The organism is Microvirga lupini (assembly GCF_014191055.1).
Classification (GTDB): Bacteria; Pseudomonadota; Alphaproteobacteria; order Rhizobiales; family Beijerinckiaceae; genus Microvirga; species Microvirga lupini_A.
Map to the genome: position 1 here is coordinate 265,880 of NZ_JACHWB010000004.1, position 17,095 is coordinate 282,974.

Genomic DNA, 17,095 nt, shown 5'->3' on the forward strand with positions numbered 1-17,095 from the left:
CATCGGACGTGAATTCGAACTCACGTTCGATGCATCTTTCCACGCAAAACCGGTGCCCACTTTTGCGTTCGATGCTCTAAGCCGCCTCTTCCTTCAGGAAGTTCTCGGCGTAGTGGCAGGCGACCTTCCGCCCGTCGAGTTCCCGCAGGGCTGGACGCTCAACCTTGCAGCGCTCGGTCACATAGGGGCAGCGGGTGGAGAACACGCAGCCCTTCGGCGGGTTGAGCGGCGAGGGGAGTTCACCCTTCAGCACGATGCGCTTGCGCTTCACGCCGGTGATGCCGGGCGTGGAGGAGAGCAGCGCCTGCGTGTAGGGATGCAGCGGACGGGCGTAGATCTTCTCCTTCGGCCCATGCTCGACTGCGTTGCCCAGATACATGACGAGCACGTCATGGGCGATGTGCCGGACAACGCCGAGATCGTGCGAGATGAAGAGATAGGCAAGCCCCATCTCCTCCTGCAGATCGGCGAGAAGGTTGAGCACCTGCGCCTGGATCGACACGTCGAGCGCCGAGACCGGCTCGTCCGCCACCACGAGCTTCGGCGAGAGCATGAGCGCACGGGCGATCGCGATGCGCTGGCGCTGGCCGCCGGAGAACATGTGCGGGTAGCGGTTGTAGTGCTCAGGCCTCAGGCCCACCTTCGCCATCATGGCTCGCGCACGCTCGGTGCGCTCCGAGCCTGAGAGCTTGGTGTTGATGGCCAGCGGCTCCTCCAGGATCGTGCCCACCTTCTTGCGTGGGTTGAGAGAGCCGTAAGGATTCTGGAAGACGAACTGCACCATGCGGCGCAGATCCTTGGCGTAATTGGCCGGCGGGTTGACCGCATCGATGCCGTCGAGGGTGAGCGCTCCCTCGGTCGGCTTCTCGATGAGGGTCACCATGCGGGCAAGCGTGGACTTGCCGCAGCCGGATTCGCCCACGACCGCAAGGGTCTTACCGGGCTCGATGGCAAAGGAAATGCCGCCAACGGCCTGCAGATTGGCCGGCTCCTTGAACAGGCCGCGCTTGATTTTATAGACCTGCTTGAGGTCTTTGGCTTCGACAACGGGAGCCTTCACGACGCAGCCTCCGTTCCAATGGGATGATCATGCTGAATCTCGGCGTTCCGGTTCGGGTCGCCGAGCGGATAATGGCAGCGGATATGGCCGCCGGCCCAGGCGCGCAGGTCAGGGCGCACGTTGCGCGAATGCTCCGTGGCATAGGCGCAGCGTGGGCTGAACAGGCAGCCCTTCGGACGGTCGTAGAGGCCGGGCACCACGCCGGGGATCGTCGCCAGACGCCCGCCTTCGCTGCGCTCGGGAAGAGCGGCCAGCAGGGCTGCCGTGTAGGGATGCTGCGGCGAGGCGAAGAGGTCGGCGGCGGAGCGCTCCTCCATGATCTGGCCGGCATACATCACCATCACGCGCTGTGCGGTGTCGGCCACCACGCCCATGTTGTGGGTGATCATGACAAGGCCCATGTTGCGCTCCTTCTGGAGCGATATGAGCAGATCGAGGATCTGGGCCTGAATCGTCACGTCGAGGGCGGTGGTGGGTTCGTCGGCGATGAGCAGCTTGGGATTGCAGGCGATCGCCATGGCGATCATCACGCGCTGGTTCATGCCGCCCGACATCTGGTGCGGATAGGCGGACAGCCGGCTTTCCGGCGAGGGGATGCCGACTTGGCCAAGAAGCTCGACGGCCCGGCGCTGAGCGGCCTTTCGGTCCATGCCTTCATGCAGGCGCAACGTCTCAGTGAGCTGGAACCCGACCGTGAAGGAGGGGTTCAGGCTGGTCGTCGGCTCCTGGAAGATCATGGCGACATCCTTGCCCGTGAGCTGGCGTCGCTCACGATCGGAGATCGTCAGGAGATCGCGGCCGTTGAAGGTCAGCTTGTCCGCTTTCACGCGGCCGGGGAACGGGATGAGGCCCATGAGGGCCAGCATCGTAACGCTTTTGCCGGAGCCGGATTCGCCCACGACGCCGAGAACCTCGCCCTCTTCGAGCCTGAGGCTCACGCCATCGACGGCCCGCATGATGCCGCCTTGGGTCGGAAACTCGACCGACAGATTTTCAATTTCAACAAGAGCCATGATCAGCGCTTCAGTTTTGGATCGAGGGCGTCGCGAAGACCGTCGCCCAGAAGATTGAAGGCAAGCACCGTGATGAGGATGGCGAGACCGGGGAAGGTCACGACCCACCAGGCGCGGAGCACGAACTCGCGGGCATCGGCCAGCATCGTGCCCCATTCAGGAGAAGGAGGCTGCGCGCCGAGGCCGAGGAAGCCCAGAGCCGCCGCATCCAGGATCGCGGTGGAGATGCCGAGCGACGCCTGCACGATCAGGGGCGCGGTGCAGTTCGGCAGTACCTCCCTGAACATCAGGCGCGTCGTTCCGGCGCCGCTCACCCGGGCGGCCGTGACGTAGTCCTTGGAGGTTTCGGTGATCACCGCCGCGCGGGCAAGGCGCACGTAATGCGGCAAAATCACCAGGGCCACCGCCAGCATCGCGTTCATCAGGCCGGGACCCAGCACCGCCACGATCACGATGGCGAGCAGAAGGCTCGGCAGGGTGAGGATGATATCCATCAGGCGCATGATGAAGATCTCGGTCAGGCCGCGGAAGAAACCTGCCACGAGGCCGAGAACGGTGCCGATCGCGATGGAGAGCGCCACCACGGCGATGCCGATGAGCAGCGACAGCTGCGCGCCGTAGATCAGGCGGGAGAGGATATCGCGCCCAATGGGATCCGTGCCGAGCGGGTAGGCAATCGACCCGCCCTCCTGCCAGAACGGAGGTTTCAGGGCGATGGCGGTGTTCGTGAGGTTGGGGTCATGAGGCGCGATCACGGGCGCCAGCAGCGCCACGAGCACCACGGCCACGATGATCACAAGCCCGGCGACGGCGCCATGATTGGCGCTGAAATAGCCCCAGAACTCGCGCAGGGGATGGGGAGGGGTGGCCGTCGGCACCGCGACGGCCGGAGCTTCCATGGTTTCAGTGGTCATCGCGTATGCCTGATGCGAGGATTGATGAGCCCGTAGGCAAGGTCGACGAGAAGGTTCACGCCCATGACGACGACACCGAGCAGCAGCGCGCCGCCCTGCAGGACGGGATAATCGCGCCGGAAGATGGCGTCGATGAGCCACTTGCCGACCCCTGGCCAGGAGAAGATCGTCTCGGTGAGAATCGCGCCGGTGAACAGCACGCCGATCTGCAGGCCGATCACCGTCACGACGGGAATGAGCGCGTTGCGCAGGGCATGCAGGGCGACAATCCGGAACCGGGAGAGACCTTTGGCCTTGGCGGTGCGGATGTAATCCTCGCCCAGAACCTCCAGCATGGCCGAGCGGGTCATGCGGGCGATCACCGCGAGCGGCACGGTGCCGAGCACGATGGTGGGCAGGATCAGGTGTTTGACCGCCGACCAGAAGGCCTCCGGCTCATCGGACAGGAGCGTGTCGATCAAGAGGAAGCCGGTGATCGGCTCGATGTAGTACAGCACGTCGATGCGGCCGGAGACGGGCGTCAGGTCGAACTGCACTGAGAACAGCAGGATGAGGATCAGGCCCCACCAGAAGATCGGCATGGAATAGCCGGCAAGCGAGATGCCCATGACGCCGTGGTCGAAGATGGAATTTCGCTTGATCGCCGCGATAATGCCGGCCGGAAGACCGAGCAGAAGCGCAAAGATGATGGCGCAGAGCGCCAGTTCGATTGTTGCCGGGAACAGTGCGGAGAACTCGCTCAGCACCGGCTCCTGCGTGATCATGGACTTGCCGAGATCGCCCTGCAGGACGCGGGACAGATAGATCCCGTACTGGACAAGGATCGGCTGATCGAAGCCGTATTCCTTCCGGAGTTGCTCATGGCGCGCAGGGTCGATTCCGCGTTCGCCGGCAAGAGTTTCAATCGGATCGCCTGGCACGAGGCGGATCAGGAAGAAGGCCAGCAATGTGATCCCGATGAAGGTCGGGATGATCAGGCTGACGCGAGTGAGGATGAAGCGGAGCATCGGCTGAATGTAAAAAGGCGGAGCGGCTTCAAAAAGCCGCTCCGCCGTAGGTTGAAGGGAAGTGAGCTTACTTGCTGTTGATGTCCACGCCGTAGAAGGTGTGGCGACCGAACGGCGAGAGCTTGAAGTCCACGACTTCCTTGCGGATCGGCTTCAGCTGCACGGCGTGAGCCACCGTGAACCAGGGAGCCTGCTCCTTGAAGATCACCTGAGCCTGCTCGTAGAGCTTCGTGCGCTCGGCCTGATCCGTCGTGACCTTCGCCTTCGTCACGATATCGTCGAAGGGCTTGTAGCACCACTTGGCGATGTTCGAGCCGGAAGCGCTCTGCGCCGAGGCGCAGCCCAGCAGGGTGTGCAGGAAGTTGTCCGGATCGCCGTTGTCGCCCGTCCAGCCGAGCTGAGCCATCTGGTGCTCGCCGGCCTGAGCCCGCTTGCGGTACTCACCCCACTCGAAGCTCTTGATCTCGGCCTTCACGCCGATCTTGGCGAGGTCGGCCTGCATGAGCTCCGCGATGCGGCGCGCATTCGGGTTGTAGGGACGCTGAACCGGCATCGCCCACAGGTCGGTCTCAAGACCGTTCGGATAACCAGCCTCGGCGAGCAGCTTCTTGGCGGCTTCCGGGTTGTACTCGTCTTCCTTCACGGAGTCGTTGTACGACCACATGGACGGCGGGATCGGGTTCTTGGCAGGAACGCCCGAGCCGAGGAACACGGCATCGACGATGGCCTTCTTGTTCATGGCCATGTTGAAGGCCTTGCGGACGCGAACGTCGTCGAAGGGCTTCTTCGTGGTCTGATAGGCGAGATAGCCGACATTCAGGCCGGCCTGCTCGAGGATCTGGACGTTCGGGTCCTTCTTCATGGCCTCGAGGTCAGCCGGGTTCGGATACGGCATCACGTGGCATTCGCCCTTCTGGAGCTTCGCCCAGCGCACGGAGGCGTCCGGGGTGATCGAGAAGACGAGGTCGTCGAGCTTCGCCTTGCCGGCCCAGTACTCGGGGAAAGCCTTGTAGCGGATGATCGCATCCTTCTGGTACTGCACCAGGTAGAACGGGCCCGTGCCGATCGGCTCTTGGTCGATCTTCTCCGGGGTGCCGGCCTTCATCATGGCATCGGCGTATTCCTTCGACTGGACGCTCGACCACATCATGGCGAGGTTGGCCAGGAACGGAGCCTCAGGCTTGTTGAGGGTGATGCGGATCGTGCTGTCGTTCACCTTCTCCACCGATTTCAGCAGGGCGGGCATGCCCATATCGTTGAAGTAGGAGTGGTTCGGGCTGGTGACCTTGAAGAAGGCGTTGTCTTCCTTCCACTGACGCTCGAACATGAACACGATGTCGTCGGCGTTCATGTCGCGGGTCGGCTTGAAATTCTTGTTGGAGTGCCACTTCACGCCCTTGCGCAGGGTGAAGGTGTACACCGTGCCGTCAGCGGAGACCTCCCACTTCTCGGCAAGGCTGGGGACGACCTTGGTGCCGCCGCGCTCGAACTCGACAAGACGGTTGTAGATCTGCTCACTGGCGTCGAAGGACGTGCCGGTGGTGTTCACGCCGGGATAGAAGTTCTCCGGGCTGCCTTCCGAGCAGTAGACGAGGGTCTTGGCGGCCAGGGGAGCGGCGGCCAGGAAGGCCGGAACGCAGATGGCTGCGAAAAGGGCTGATTTTTTCATTACCTTTGGTCCTCTGAGACGGCTCTACTCATGGCCGTTCTGTGACGGAGTTAAGGTGCGAAGCTCCGATATTGTCAATCTATCCATGCAACAATGGATAATTTTTAAAGGAAATTTACCATTTTCTGCAGGGGCGGCAGCGTGAATCACAGATTACGAGGGTCAATTTTCCGCGATTTCTCCTCATTCCGGACGAAAGGTCCCAAAATCCGGATTTGTCCACATCGCGGCGAAAGGTTGCCCGCCAGCTATCGTCTATCCATCACGTCTGCTTCCGGCTGGCTGCCTCGGTGACCTTTGCGGCAAGATCGGCGCGGTTGAACGGCTTGTGCAGCATCAGATAGCCGTCTGGAACGCGCTTGGGATCGGCATACCCGGTCACGAGCAGGATGCCGAGGCCGGAACGGACCTCACGGGCCTTGTCGGCGAGCTCGGTTCCCGTCATGCCCGGCATGGCAAAGTCCGCGATCAGAATGTCGAGCTGGTCGTCGGCCTTCAGGATATCGAGGGCTGAGGACCCATCGGCGGCTTCCACGACCCGGTGGCCCATCTCGTTCAGGTAGGCGGCCGTCACCGTGCGCACTTCCGCGTCGTCATCCACGAGCAGGATACGGACCTTGGGAGCATCGGGCGCAATGGACTGCTCTTCGGGAGGTCTGCCGTCCTGTGCCTTCGTGGCGCGTGAGAGATAGAGTTCCACCGTCGTGCCGACGCCGACCGTGCTGTGGATCGTCACCGTACCGCCGGATTGCTGCGCCAGGCCGTAGACCATGGGAAGACCAAGGCCCGTCCCCTTGCCCACCTCCTTGGTGGTGAAGAAGGGCTCCAGCACCCGCGCCAGAACCTCCGGTGGAATGCCGGTGCCGGTATCCGCCACCGAAATGACCACATAATCCCCGCCGGCGAGATCGGTGATTCGGCCTTCCTCGACAGCCTCGTTTCGCGTCGAAAGGGTCAGAACACCGTTCTCCGCCATGGCGTCGCGGGCATTGATGCAAAGGTTCAGAATGGCCAGTTCGAGCTGGTCCGGGTCGACCATGGCGGTCCAGAGCTCACCTGCGAGGTGCCGTTCGATCTGCATCACGCCGCCGAGCGTCCGGGTCAGCAGGTCGCTCATGCCGGCGATGACCTGGTTCACGTCCACGGCCTGCAACCGCAGGTCCCGCTGGCGGCTGAAGCTCAGGAGCCTCTGGGTCAGGGATGCGCCCCGTTCCGCCGCATAGGTGGCGTTCTGCAGGAGCCTCGTCAGGCGTGGATCGTCGGGGGCTCGGCGCGATGCGAGGTCCAGGCTGCCGAGCACGGCCATCAGCAGGTTGTTGAAGTCGTGGGCCACGCCTCCGGCGAGGGTGCCCAGAGCCTGCATCTTGTCGGCCTGACGCAGGCGCATCTCCATCAGCTTGCGCTCCGTGATGTCGCGCTCGATGGTGGCCAGATTGGTGACGCTGCCCTGCTCGTCCAGGATCGGAATGTGGTTGATCAGGAACCATTGCGTCTTGCCGTCGGGCAGCGTGCGCTCCTCGATCACCTCGTCGGGCTGGCGCGCTTGAATGGCGCGGCGCTCCGCCTCCTCTATCATCATAGCCCGTTCGGGCGAGACGTAATCCCTTTCCTTGCGACCGATGCAATCGCCGGCCCTATATCCCAGGCTCCTGGCCTTGCTGGCGTTCAAGCGCACGAAGCGGCCTTCCAGATCCTTGAACGAGATCAGATCGCCCGTGCTTTCCATCAGGCCGTGCAGGAGCGCCCGTTCGGTATCGAGCTCCCGTGCGAGCAGGCGCCGCTGATAGGCGGCCGCGACCATGTTGGACAGGGCGGCGGGATCCCAGGGCTTGGGCACATAGGCCATGATGCGGCCCTTGTTGACCGCTCCGATGACCGCCTTCAGATCCGCATATCCCGTGAGAAGAATGGCCTCGGCATCCGAGACGTTTCGGGCCTTCGCCAGGAACTCGTCGCCTTGCATCTCCGGCATGCGCTGGTCCGAGATGATGATGGCGACCTCCGGCTCATGCTGAAGGATGTCCAGGGCTTGGCTGGGAGACGAGGCCGTCAGCACCCGGTAGTCGTTCTCGAACAGGTCTTCGAGAGCGATCAGGATATCCGGCTCGTCATCGACGACGAGGATTGTGCCATTCGTTGAAGTCATCTCGCTCGGCAAGGTCATGAAACAATCTGCCTCGGGATCGTGATGATGAAACTGGCGCCGCCGGTCGGCCCTGCAGTCACCATGATCGATCCCTTGTGGGCCTGGACGACGCTATAGGCGATGGCCAAGCCAAGTCCAGTTCCAGACCCGACGGGTTTGGTCGTAAAGAACGGCTCGAAGATGCGCTCCCGCAATTCCGGTGGTATTCCCGGTCCCGTATCGGTGATCCTGATCGTATAGGTTGTCTCGTTGCTCTCGGTTTCAATGTCTATGCCGCCAGTTCCCTTGATGGCATCCGCGGCATTGCCGACGATGTTCATGACGACCTGGTTGAGCAGGGCGGGCGAGCAGTAGAGGTCGGGAACCGCGTTGTAGCGGCGTCGCACGTCGATTCGGGTCCCCAGCTTATGGCCCAGGAGGGCCAGCACGGTCTCGATCGATTGGGGCACGTTGACGGTTTGGAAATCGCCCTCGTCCAGACGCGAGAAGCGCCGAAGATTCAGGACGAGCTCCTGGATCCGGCCGAGACCCAGCTTCATGGCGCCAATGCGGTCACGGGATTTCTGGACCTGCCGCTCAAGGCCTGCATCAGGTGGCAGCTTGGTGGCAATTTCGGTGAGCAGCCGCTCCACCGTCCCCTGATGAGCCTGGATATACGCCAGGGGATTGTTGATTTCGTGGGCGATGCCCGCCACCAACTCGCCGAGAGAGGCCATCTTGGCGGCCTGAACGAGCTGGGCCTGGGTTCCCTTCAGGAGGTCATTGGCCTCTTCCAGCTCGCGGTTCGCCCTGGCGAGCGCCTCGGCCGAGGCGGCTTCGGCCCGAGCGCGGGCGAGGGCAAGTTCGCGCTCCCGCAGCTCGGCCTCGATGCGCCAGTTCTCATCCTGCATAAGCTTGCGCCGGACGAGCGCACGGATGCGCACCCGCATCCCGTCGGCTTCGATCCCTGTGGGAATGATGTCGTCCACACCCGCGGCGAAGGCCCGGGCGAGGAGCTGTCCGCCGTCCTCATTGCCGAGGCCCACGATTGCAAAGCTCGGAGCGTCTGCCCCCGGCAGGGGCGCCAGACCCCGGTAGAGGTTCAACTGGCGGCACAGCTCGATACCGTCGAAGCCCGGACTGAGCAGGTTGACCAGAATGCAGTCCCAGGTGGCATCCACCGAACGGACGAGCCGCAGGGCCTCGGCAGGATCCGGAGCTACGGTGACCGAATAACCCTCGTGGGCCAGGATGCCCTGAAGGTAGGTGCGATGCGTGAGGCTGTCGTCCACGATCAGGATGCAGGCCCGACGAAACGTTCCGAAGCTGGGAGACTGTCGCTCCTCCCGCTCATCGCTGACGGGCGATGAGCGCCGGCGCAGAAGCGCCTTGATCCGCAGGATGATCAGCTCCTGTTCGGCGGATTTGGAGATATAGGCGTCTGCTCCGCTCTCCAGCCCCTGCCGCTCGACGGTTCGCTCCCGGGCCTCCGTGAGCATGATGACCGGAATGGCCCGGGTGCGGACGTTCAGGCGCATCTGCCGGGTCAGCTCGTCCCCGTTCATGCCGGGCAGGTGATAATCCGCGATGACGAGATCGGGCAGCTTCTCGTTCAATCCGTCGAGGGCTGCCTCTGCGGTCGAGCGCCAGGACACGTTGAAACCGTTCGTCTCCAGCATGTGGCGCAGCTGCAGCGCCTGGGTTTCCGAATCCTCGACAAGGAGGATTTCAGCAGCCTGGGCCAGAGGTCCGGTGCTCATTCGCCGTCTCCTCTGGCCAGGCGCAGGATACGGGGTGCGATCAAGTCGAGGGGCAGGCTGACATTGACGCCGCCCAGGCGTGCCGCCGCCGCCGGCATGCCGTAGACGACGGCGGTGCTTTCGTCCTCCGCCACCGCATAACCGCCGGCCTGGCGCAGCTCGACGAGGCCCTGGGCGCCATCCTCCCCCATGCCGGTGAGGATCACTCCCAGACCTCGGCGACCAAGCGAGCGCGCCATCGACTGGAACAGCAGGGTGGCGGAGGGGCGTTGATTGGCGAGCGGCGGCTCGGCGCTCAGCTTCAGGGTGCCCGCGGAGGAGAGAAGCAGGTGCCGGTCGCCGGGCGCGACATAGACCCGGCCGGACCTCGGGATTTCCTGATCCTGCGCGAGGCGCACCTCGAGGGGGACCAGTCCGTTCAGCCAGGAGGCGAAGCCTTCCATGAAGGGGGCCCCCATATGCTGGACGAGGAGAATCGGAAGCGGAAAATCCTGGGGCAGGGCGCCCAGAACCTTCGCAAGCGCGGGCGGTCCGCCGGTCGAGGCGGCGATGCCCATGGTGCTCGGGCGGGCCACGCTCCATTCCGGGTCCTGCCTGGCTGTCGGTGAGGCCTGGGCCTCGCGCCAGGGACTGAACGAACGCTGCCGGACCACGGGCACCTGGCTCATGATGTAGAGCTGGGTGCAGATGGTGCTGGCGATCGCGGCATAGCCCTCGCTGGAGAGGCCGACGGGCTTTTCCACCACCGTGAGCGCACCGGCCCGTAGCGCGTTCATGGAAATCTTGAGCGAGGAATCCTCGATGCTGTCGGCGATGACCACGATGGGCGTCGGGTGCTCCGACATGATTCTGCGCGTCGCCTCCAGTCCGTCGATTCCGGGCAGGCGAATATCCATGGAGATCACGTCCGGCCGGACGCGGCCGATCTCCCGCAGGGCCTCCTCGGCCGAGTCGACGGCGGCAGCCACAATGAGGCGCGGGTCGCTGGAGATGATATGGACGAGCAGCTGCCGGACCACGAGGGAGTCCTCGACGACCATCACCCGAACCCGCAACTGAGGCGCCATACTCATCGCACGGAACTCACAACACCTGTCCGATCGTGGCCAGCAATTCGCGCTGATCGAACTTCTGCTTGGTAATATAGGCGCTCGCGCCGAGATCGAGACCCTTGCGCACATCCTCCGGGTCTGCGCGGGATGTCATCAGGATCACCGGCACGGCGGAGAGCCTCGGGTCGTTCTTGATCGCCTGCAGCAGGCCGAAGCCGTCCATGCGCGGCATTTCCACGTCGGCGATCACGAGGTCGATCATGGCCTCGCCCGAGCGCAGCACATGGAGGGCGTCGATGCCGTCGACGCTGAGGAGAACTTCGTAGCCCTGCGCCTCCAGAATGCTCTTCTCCAGGGTGCGGGTGGTGATCGAATCGTCGACCACGAGAATGGTCCTGGCTTGGCGCTCTTCCTCCGGAGCCCACCGGGTGAGACCCAGGCCGCCGGCCGCGAGACGGCCTTCGTTCCTGACCCAATGCTCGATCAGCCGGTCCGGGCTGAGCACCAGGGCGGGCATTTCGTCTTCCAGAAGCACGGTGCCCGAGACCAGTTCGTTCAGCCCGATGGCCTGGACGTCGCTGACGAGCATCGTCCGAACATCATGGAACGCGTTGACTGCAAGGGCGCAGATTCGGGAGCCGTGGCGGACGAGAACGGCCTTCACGTGTCCGGCCTCAGTGGGCAAGGGGGCATTGGAGGATCCTGTCAGAGCGGCGAGGCCGACAATTGGAACGACAACGTCCTGCCCCCCAATCTCGATCCGGATTGCCGGGCGGCCTTCCACACTCTCCAGGCTGTCCGCACGCAGGCGCAGAAGGCGCTCCACCGCATGGGCGGGCAGACCGAACATGCGGTCCTCGGCCTCGAGCAGCAGCAGGGGCTGACGGGCGGCCGTGAACGGCACGTTCAGCAGAACCTCCGTGCCCTGCGGGTAGCGAGGGCGGAGCAGAACGGACCCTTGCAGCTTACGGACCGCTTCCGCCACGACGGACAGGCCGATGCCGCGGCCCGACAGCCTGTCGACTTCACCCGCCGTCGAGAATCCTGGCGTGAAGACCAGGGCAAGCAATTGATCCATCATCGGTGGCGGATGGCCTGAAGCCCTGGGCTGGAGCAGCCCGCGTTCGATGGCGACCTGCTCGATCCGGGCGAGGTCGGGGCCGCGTCCGTCATCGCGGATGCTGATGGCGAGGCGGCCACCGCGCGAGGCCAGCTCGAGGGTGACCTCGGCCTGCTCGGGCTTGCCTTCGGCGATCCGTTCGTCAGGCGGTTCCGCGCCATGGCTCACTGCGTTGCGCAGGAGATGCATCACGGGATCCTTCAAGGCCTGAAGCACCTGCCGGTCGACCTGGATGTCGAGACCAAGGCTGCGCACATGCACATCCCGGCCGGCCTTGCGGGCGATCTCACGCACCATCTGCCCGAAGCCGCCGAACACCGTCTCGGCCGAGACGAGCGACACCCGGTCGATGTTTTCGCGAACCTGCCGGGCGGCCTGGTCGATGGACCAGCTCGATTGCCGCCGCTCGCGGGTCAGGGCGGAGACCTTGCGGAACAAGCCTTTCAGGCTCTGATCGAAATCGCGCAGGCGCGGGGCAAACGACGCGGGACCGCGCTGGGTTGAGGTGGATCCCTGCTGTGCGGTCGCGCCCAAGGCGTTCAACTGCTCATGCAGGTGATCCCAGCTGCGCCTCAGGCCACGGCTGTCGATCTCGATCTGCCGCAAGTCGTCATCCAGGCTTTCGTTCGTCTGCAGCACGGTCAGAAGCTGGTGCATGGATGAGGAGAGTTCCTCCATCTGCTCGGCCGATACGCGCAGATAGGAACTGCCGCCGGCCTCGCTCACCGGATCGGCTTTTGCACCCGATAGCTCCGGCTCGCCAGGGGCCGGCGCCGATGCCAGGACCGGCTGCACCTGCATGGCAGGCGGCTTCAAGACATCGGCAACAAGGTCTTCGATCGTATCCAGGTCCCGCCGCACCGTGGCGATAGTCGGTGCATCAAGAGATTGCTGCCCTTCCAGAACCCCCGAGAAAAGTGATTCAAGCTGATGCGCGACTTCTTCCACCGCAGGCAAGTCGACGGCCCTTGCCGCACCTTTGAGACTATGCGCACGTCGAAAGACATCCGTCAGGTCGATCTCGCCCCGGCCGGCATGATCGAGCGCGGATCGGATCGCATCGAGATGCTCCCGATGTTCCGCCTCGAAAGCCGCCAGCAGCTGTTTGCGGATATCCGTCACGATGCGCGCATCTCCATGTCCGCCGCTCTACAGACGATAGCGCTCGGCGAGGCCGAGGAGCTGCTGCGAGAGCTGGGACAGATTGGCCGCCGCCGTGTCGAGCTGGCGGGTGCCGGCGGCCGTCTGCTGGCTCGCCTGACGGATGTTCTGAAGCGCGCCCATCACCTGCTCGATGCCGAGCTGTTGCTGGTTCGTGGAGGCCACGATCTGCTGGAACGTCTGCACGCTTTCCTGAATCTGACCCGAGATGCCGGTGATCGTCTGCTGCGTGATGTCGGTGCGTTCCTTGCCGGCGGTCACGCGCTTGACGGCTTCCTCGGTCAGCATCACGGACGAGTTGATGCCACGCTGAATGTCGCCCAGGATCGAGCGCACCTGCGTGGTTGCGTCCTTCGCCTGGTCGGCGAGTGTCTTCATCTCGGACGCCACGACCGCGAAGCTGCGGCCGTTCTCGCCGGCCGCCGCCGCTTCGATGGCCGCGTTCAGCGCCAGAAGATGCGTGCGCTCGGAAATGTCGTTGACCGAGGTGATGATCTCGCCGACGGCCTGCGTCTTCTCGCTGAGCGCCACGATGTTCTCCGCCACCGCCTCGGCCTGTTCGCGGATCGCATCCATGGCGCGCGCCGTGTCCTCGACCGCCTGAAGGCCCGCCATGCTGGTCTGCGCGGCCGCTTGGGCGGAAGCGATAACCTCCTGTGCGCGCTTGCCGATCTGGGCGCCTGAATGGGTGATCTCGTCGACGGTCGCGGCAGTCTCCTGAACGGCTGCGAGCTGTTCCTCGACGGAGGCTGCCTGCTCCTGGGTCGAGGCGCGGATCTCTGCCGCGGCCGCATTCAGATTTTCGGTCGCTTCACGGCTTTGGCGCGCGAGCTGTCGCAAGCCCTCGACCATGGAATTGAGTGTGCTGCCGAGATGCCCGATCTCGTCCTTGCCGGTCACGGCCATCTGGCCGCCCAGCTCTCCGCGCCCGATCCGCTCGACGAACCCCATGAAGGCATTGAGTGGTGTTATGATGGACGAGCGCAGAAGATAGCTGATGATCAGGCTGAGCAGGGCCGTGCCAGCGATGGCAACGATGATGGAAGTGCGGCTTTCCTGGTAAATCTCGCTGGCTTGGCTCTGGCCGATCGAGTTTGCCGTCACCAGGACTTCTCGGGCCTCATTCAGTGTCTTGACCCATTCGCCACGGTTCGCATTCAGAGATGTCTGCGTTCTGAGAATGGTGGGAAGATCGGCGGTTTGCAGCTCGGCGAACTGCCGCTCGCTCGCTGTCCTCAGCTGGCGCAATCCTTCGCTCGCCTGACTTAAGAGCTCCCCGATACGGCGCCATGCCTGCCCTCTCTCGGCCGAGATGGATTGTGCCGCAAAACCGTTTGCCATGGCTGTGGCTTGCACGATGGCGTTTTCAGCAGTCACTGATTGGCGGCCCCATTCACGAATCAGGTCGTCGAACGACGTCTGCTGGCCCAGCGAGCGGAGCAGATAGCGGGCCATGATTTCCTCGCGCAGGCTGCGCATGCTGTTCTGCTGATCGTTGATCGTCTCAAGCTGACGCATCAGCGAGATGTCGCGCGAGACGATCCGCTCGGCCGTCTGCCGCACCTCGTCGAGCCGGTTGATGGAGTAGAAGCCCAGCCCGACCATCATGGCGAGAATGACGGCAAAGCCGAGAAGGATGCGGTTGGCGATCGAGATCGTCACGTCAAACTCCAGGAACAGGGGAAGTGGACAGGAAGGGGCGCAGAAGCCGCTCAGGATCGAGGAGGGACAGGGTGTCGGCCGGATCGCCAGCGGCATCCTGCAGGCGGGCATAGCCGATCACCGCATCGGTTCGAAAGCCTGTGGCCTCCTCACCCGTCAGCAGGCGGATGTCGGCGACCGCATAGGCACGCTCGACCCTGAGAGCCACCTGCGGCTGATCGCGGCGGAGCAGGATGAAATGTTGATCTTCACCCTCCCCGAAAGATTCGATTCCGAGGGCGAGCGCCAGATCGATCACGCTCACCAGTCGTCCGCCCCGGCCGAACAAACCGACCATTGCCGGAGGACCGTCCGGAACGGGCATGACTTTCTGGGGCGGCAGCACTTCGGCGACGGCCTCGATCGGAATCCCGAACCGCTCTCGACCTGAACCGCAGACAAGGGCGCGCGGCAGGACCTGGGCCGGAGATGCTTTATCCTTGCGCCGCGAGGCGAGGCTCTCGGTTCGTTCGTCCAGGATATGCTGCACCCGCTCCTCGGCCGAGCGAATCCTGCCCCTGTCGATCTGCCTCAGCTTGCGTCGAACGGATCTCGCCATGGTCATGCCTTCCGTCTGGACGGCGATGCCGCGTCGAGGTGGATGCGGACCAGGTCACGCAATTCCCTCGCCGTTACCCCATCGCCTTCGTCGAGCGGGTGATCATCTGCCAAAGCCGCGACGCTCTGAGCCGCATGGGTCAGGGAGCGACGTCCAGGGGCCGATCTCCTTTCGGCGAGCATCAGGAGTCCGAGATGGTAATGAGCCATGGCGAAGTTTTTATCGAGATAAAGACTTTTAAGGAAGCTTTTCTCAGCTTCATCAGGGCGCCCCAATGCCCGCAGAACGAGGCCTTGGTAAAAATGCAGCACGGCGTTCAGCGGCTCGGTGGCGAGGGCCTTCCGGCACAGGCTCGCTGCGGCGGTAAAGTCCCCTGCATTGGCGCGCGTCCTGATATCGCCGAGGAGATCGCCAGCTGGTTGAGAGGCGGGAAGAGGCAATGCCTTGTGTGAGACCTGCGCGAGGCGCGGGGGGGCTGGCCTGGGGGCTGGCGCTTCAGGTATCGGGTCAGGCAGGAGCGGTTTCCAACCTTGCAGGTCAGGCTTGGACTCCACCGGAGCGGGCATAGGCAGTAGCGCGGTGCCGGCTCCGCGCCGGTAGGCAACGGTCCCCGGCAGGTTCAGGGTCTGCATCATCGCAGAAAAGATGGGATTGGGCTCGGCATGGCCCAGCAGCATCCAGCCGTCGTCGTCCAGCCGATCGCGCAAAGCCCCGACGATCTGCGTGACCGTCTCGGGATGGAAGTAGATCAAGACGTTCCGGCACAGGATCAGATCGAAGTCGGTGAGTTCAAGCGGCGAGGTGCCGTCGAGAAGGCTCAGCAGGCTGTGCCGCTCAAAACGCACCAGGGAGCGGAACTCCCGCCGCACCTCCCACTGCTCCTTGCCTGCATCGACGAAATAAAGCTGCCGCTGTTCCTCCGGCATGGAACGAAGCGCCCATTTGCCGAACCGCGCCTGCTGGGCCGCCTTCAGGAAGCTGTCGTTGATGTCGGTTCCGAGAATGCTGACGCGCCATGTTCCAAGGCTATCCCCGAGGACCTCATTCGCGAGAATGGCGAGGGAATAAGGCTCGGCCCCTGTGGAGCATCCGGCGCTCCAGATCCGCAGCCGCCGCGTGGCCGCCTTCCTGGCGATGATCTCGGGCAGGATGGTCTCGCGCAAGGCCGCGAACTGCTCTGCGTAGCGGAAGAAGAAGGTCTCGCCGATGGTGATCTCGGCCTCGAGCTTACCCCATTCCGCCGGACCCGAGATCGGGTCATCCAGCAGGGTCAGATAGGCGCTGGAATCGGACAGACCCGTGGCGCGCAGCCGCTTGCGCACGCGCTCCCACAGGAGGTCGTCCTTGTCCTGGTAGTAGAAATGCCCCGTGCGCTCGATCACACGGCTCTTCAGGTGGGAAAAGCCGGCGTCGATCAGCGGAACGGGATGGGGCCGTGCGGCCATCAGGCCGGCACCGCCCATTCGTCGAGGCGGCTCTGCGCCTGGCGTCCGAGCTCTGCCAGCGCCTGCTGCTCTTCCGTGAGCAGGATCCGGTCAGCCGAGAGGAGATGAACGAGCCGGTCATCCCAGGTGACCTCCGCTTCCAGGCAGCCGTTCAGGGTCTCGGCCTGCCTGACATCCGAGATCTGCGCGGCATTCACCGTCGCCACATCCAGGACGCGGTCGACAAGGAGTGCGCTGGGGTCGGTTGAGCCACCGGCTCCGATCAGGATCAGGTGCCGGTAGAGATCACTCTCCGGATGATCCTCACCCTTCTGCAGACCGAACAGCACGTCGAGCCGGAGAACCGGAACCGCGTCTCCACCGAGATTGAAGAAGCCGGCTACCGGACGGGGCAGGGACGGCGGACGCCACAGGCGGGGCAGGGGCAGGAATTCGCGCACGGCGCTGCGGTGCAGGGCACAGGCGGTGCCGCACACGTCGAAGATGATGATCTGCAGGCTCGCCATGGA

General features: G+C 64.0%; 13 protein-coding genes. All 13 read right to left on the reverse strand.

Annotation, left to right across the window (positions count from 1 at the left end; genetic code table 11):
* Positions 1-76 precede the first annotated feature (76 nt).
* The 13 genes from FHR70_RS16610 to FHR70_RS16670 all read right to left on the reverse strand — a co-directional run bounded on the left by FHR70_RS16610 (position 77) and on the right by FHR70_RS16670 (position 17,092).
* The gene (locus tag FHR70_RS16610; RefSeq protein ID WP_183452161.1) at positions 77-1,060 is read right to left on the reverse strand and encodes a dipeptide ABC transporter ATP-binding protein; all 984 of its coding nucleotides are present in this window, start codon (positions 1,058-1,060) and stop codon (positions 77-79) included.
* A complete protein-coding gene (locus FHR70_RS16615; protein ID WP_183452163.1) occupies positions 1,057-2,073 on the reverse strand; it encodes an ABC transporter ATP-binding protein in 1,017 nt (338 codons plus the stop codon). Before FHR70_RS16615 ends, FHR70_RS16610 begins: the two co-directional genes overlap by 4 nt.
* A gap of 2 nt (positions 2,074-2,075) precedes the next feature.
* On the reverse strand, positions 2,076-2,987 hold the full coding sequence (locus FHR70_RS16620; protein WP_183452165.1) for an ABC transporter permease subunit: 912 nt from the start codon (positions 2,985-2,987) through the stop codon (positions 2,076-2,078).
* A complete protein-coding gene (locus FHR70_RS16625; RefSeq protein ID WP_183452167.1) occupies positions 2,984-3,994 on the reverse strand; it encodes an ABC transporter permease subunit in 1,011 nt (336 codons plus the stop codon). Before FHR70_RS16625 ends, FHR70_RS16620 begins: the two co-directional genes overlap by 4 nt.
* Positions 3,995-4,061: 67 nt before the next feature.
* Entirely contained in the window at positions 4,062-5,663 is a 1,602-nt protein-coding gene (locus tag FHR70_RS16630) for an ABC transporter substrate-binding protein (protein WP_183452169.1), read from the reverse strand.
* Between the two features lie 262 nt (positions 5,664-5,925).
* Positions 5,926-7,827 (reverse strand): response regulator, encoded by a 1,902-nt coding sequence (locus tag FHR70_RS16635; protein ID WP_183452171.1) that lies wholly within the window; start codon positions 7,825-7,827, stop codon positions 5,926-5,928.
* Entirely contained in the window at positions 7,824-9,548 is a 1,725-nt protein-coding gene (locus FHR70_RS16640) for a response regulator (protein WP_183452173.1), read from the reverse strand. The genes FHR70_RS16635 and FHR70_RS16640 overlap by 4 nt, the downstream gene beginning before the upstream one ends.
* Positions 9,545-10,621, reverse strand: a complete 1,077-nt coding sequence (gene cheB, locus FHR70_RS16645) for a chemotaxis-specific protein-glutamate methyltransferase CheB (RefSeq protein WP_183452175.1) — start codon at positions 10,619-10,621, stop codon at positions 9,545-9,547. Before cheB ends, FHR70_RS16640 begins: the two co-directional genes overlap by 4 nt.
* Positions 10,622-10,631: 10 nt before the next feature.
* Positions 10,632-12,842: a response regulator gene (locus tag FHR70_RS16650; RefSeq protein WP_183452177.1), complete on the reverse strand. Its 2,211-nt coding sequence runs from the start codon at positions 12,840-12,842 to the stop codon at positions 10,632-10,634.
* A gap of 27 nt (positions 12,843-12,869) precedes the next feature.
* Positions 12,870-14,543, reverse strand: a complete 1,674-nt coding sequence (locus FHR70_RS16655) for a methyl-accepting chemotaxis protein (protein ID WP_343058833.1) — start codon at positions 14,541-14,543, stop codon at positions 12,870-12,872.
* 1 nt (position 14,544) lies between these two features.
* Positions 14,545-15,141: a chemotaxis protein CheW gene (locus FHR70_RS16660; RefSeq protein WP_183452179.1), complete on the reverse strand. Its 597-nt coding sequence runs from the start codon at positions 15,139-15,141 to the stop codon at positions 14,545-14,547.
* Positions 15,142-15,143: 2 nt separating this feature from the next.
* Positions 15,144-16,586, reverse strand: coding sequence for a CheR family methyltransferase (locus tag FHR70_RS16665; protein ID WP_183452181.1), 1,443 nt, complete (start codon positions 16,584-16,586; stop codon positions 15,144-15,146).
* Positions 16,586-17,092: a chemotaxis protein CheW gene (locus FHR70_RS16670; RefSeq protein ID WP_183452183.1), complete on the reverse strand. Its 507-nt coding sequence runs from the start codon at positions 17,090-17,092 to the stop codon at positions 16,586-16,588. The genes FHR70_RS16665 and FHR70_RS16670 overlap by 1 nt, the downstream gene beginning before the upstream one ends.
* Positions 17,093-17,095 lie beyond the last annotated feature (3 nt).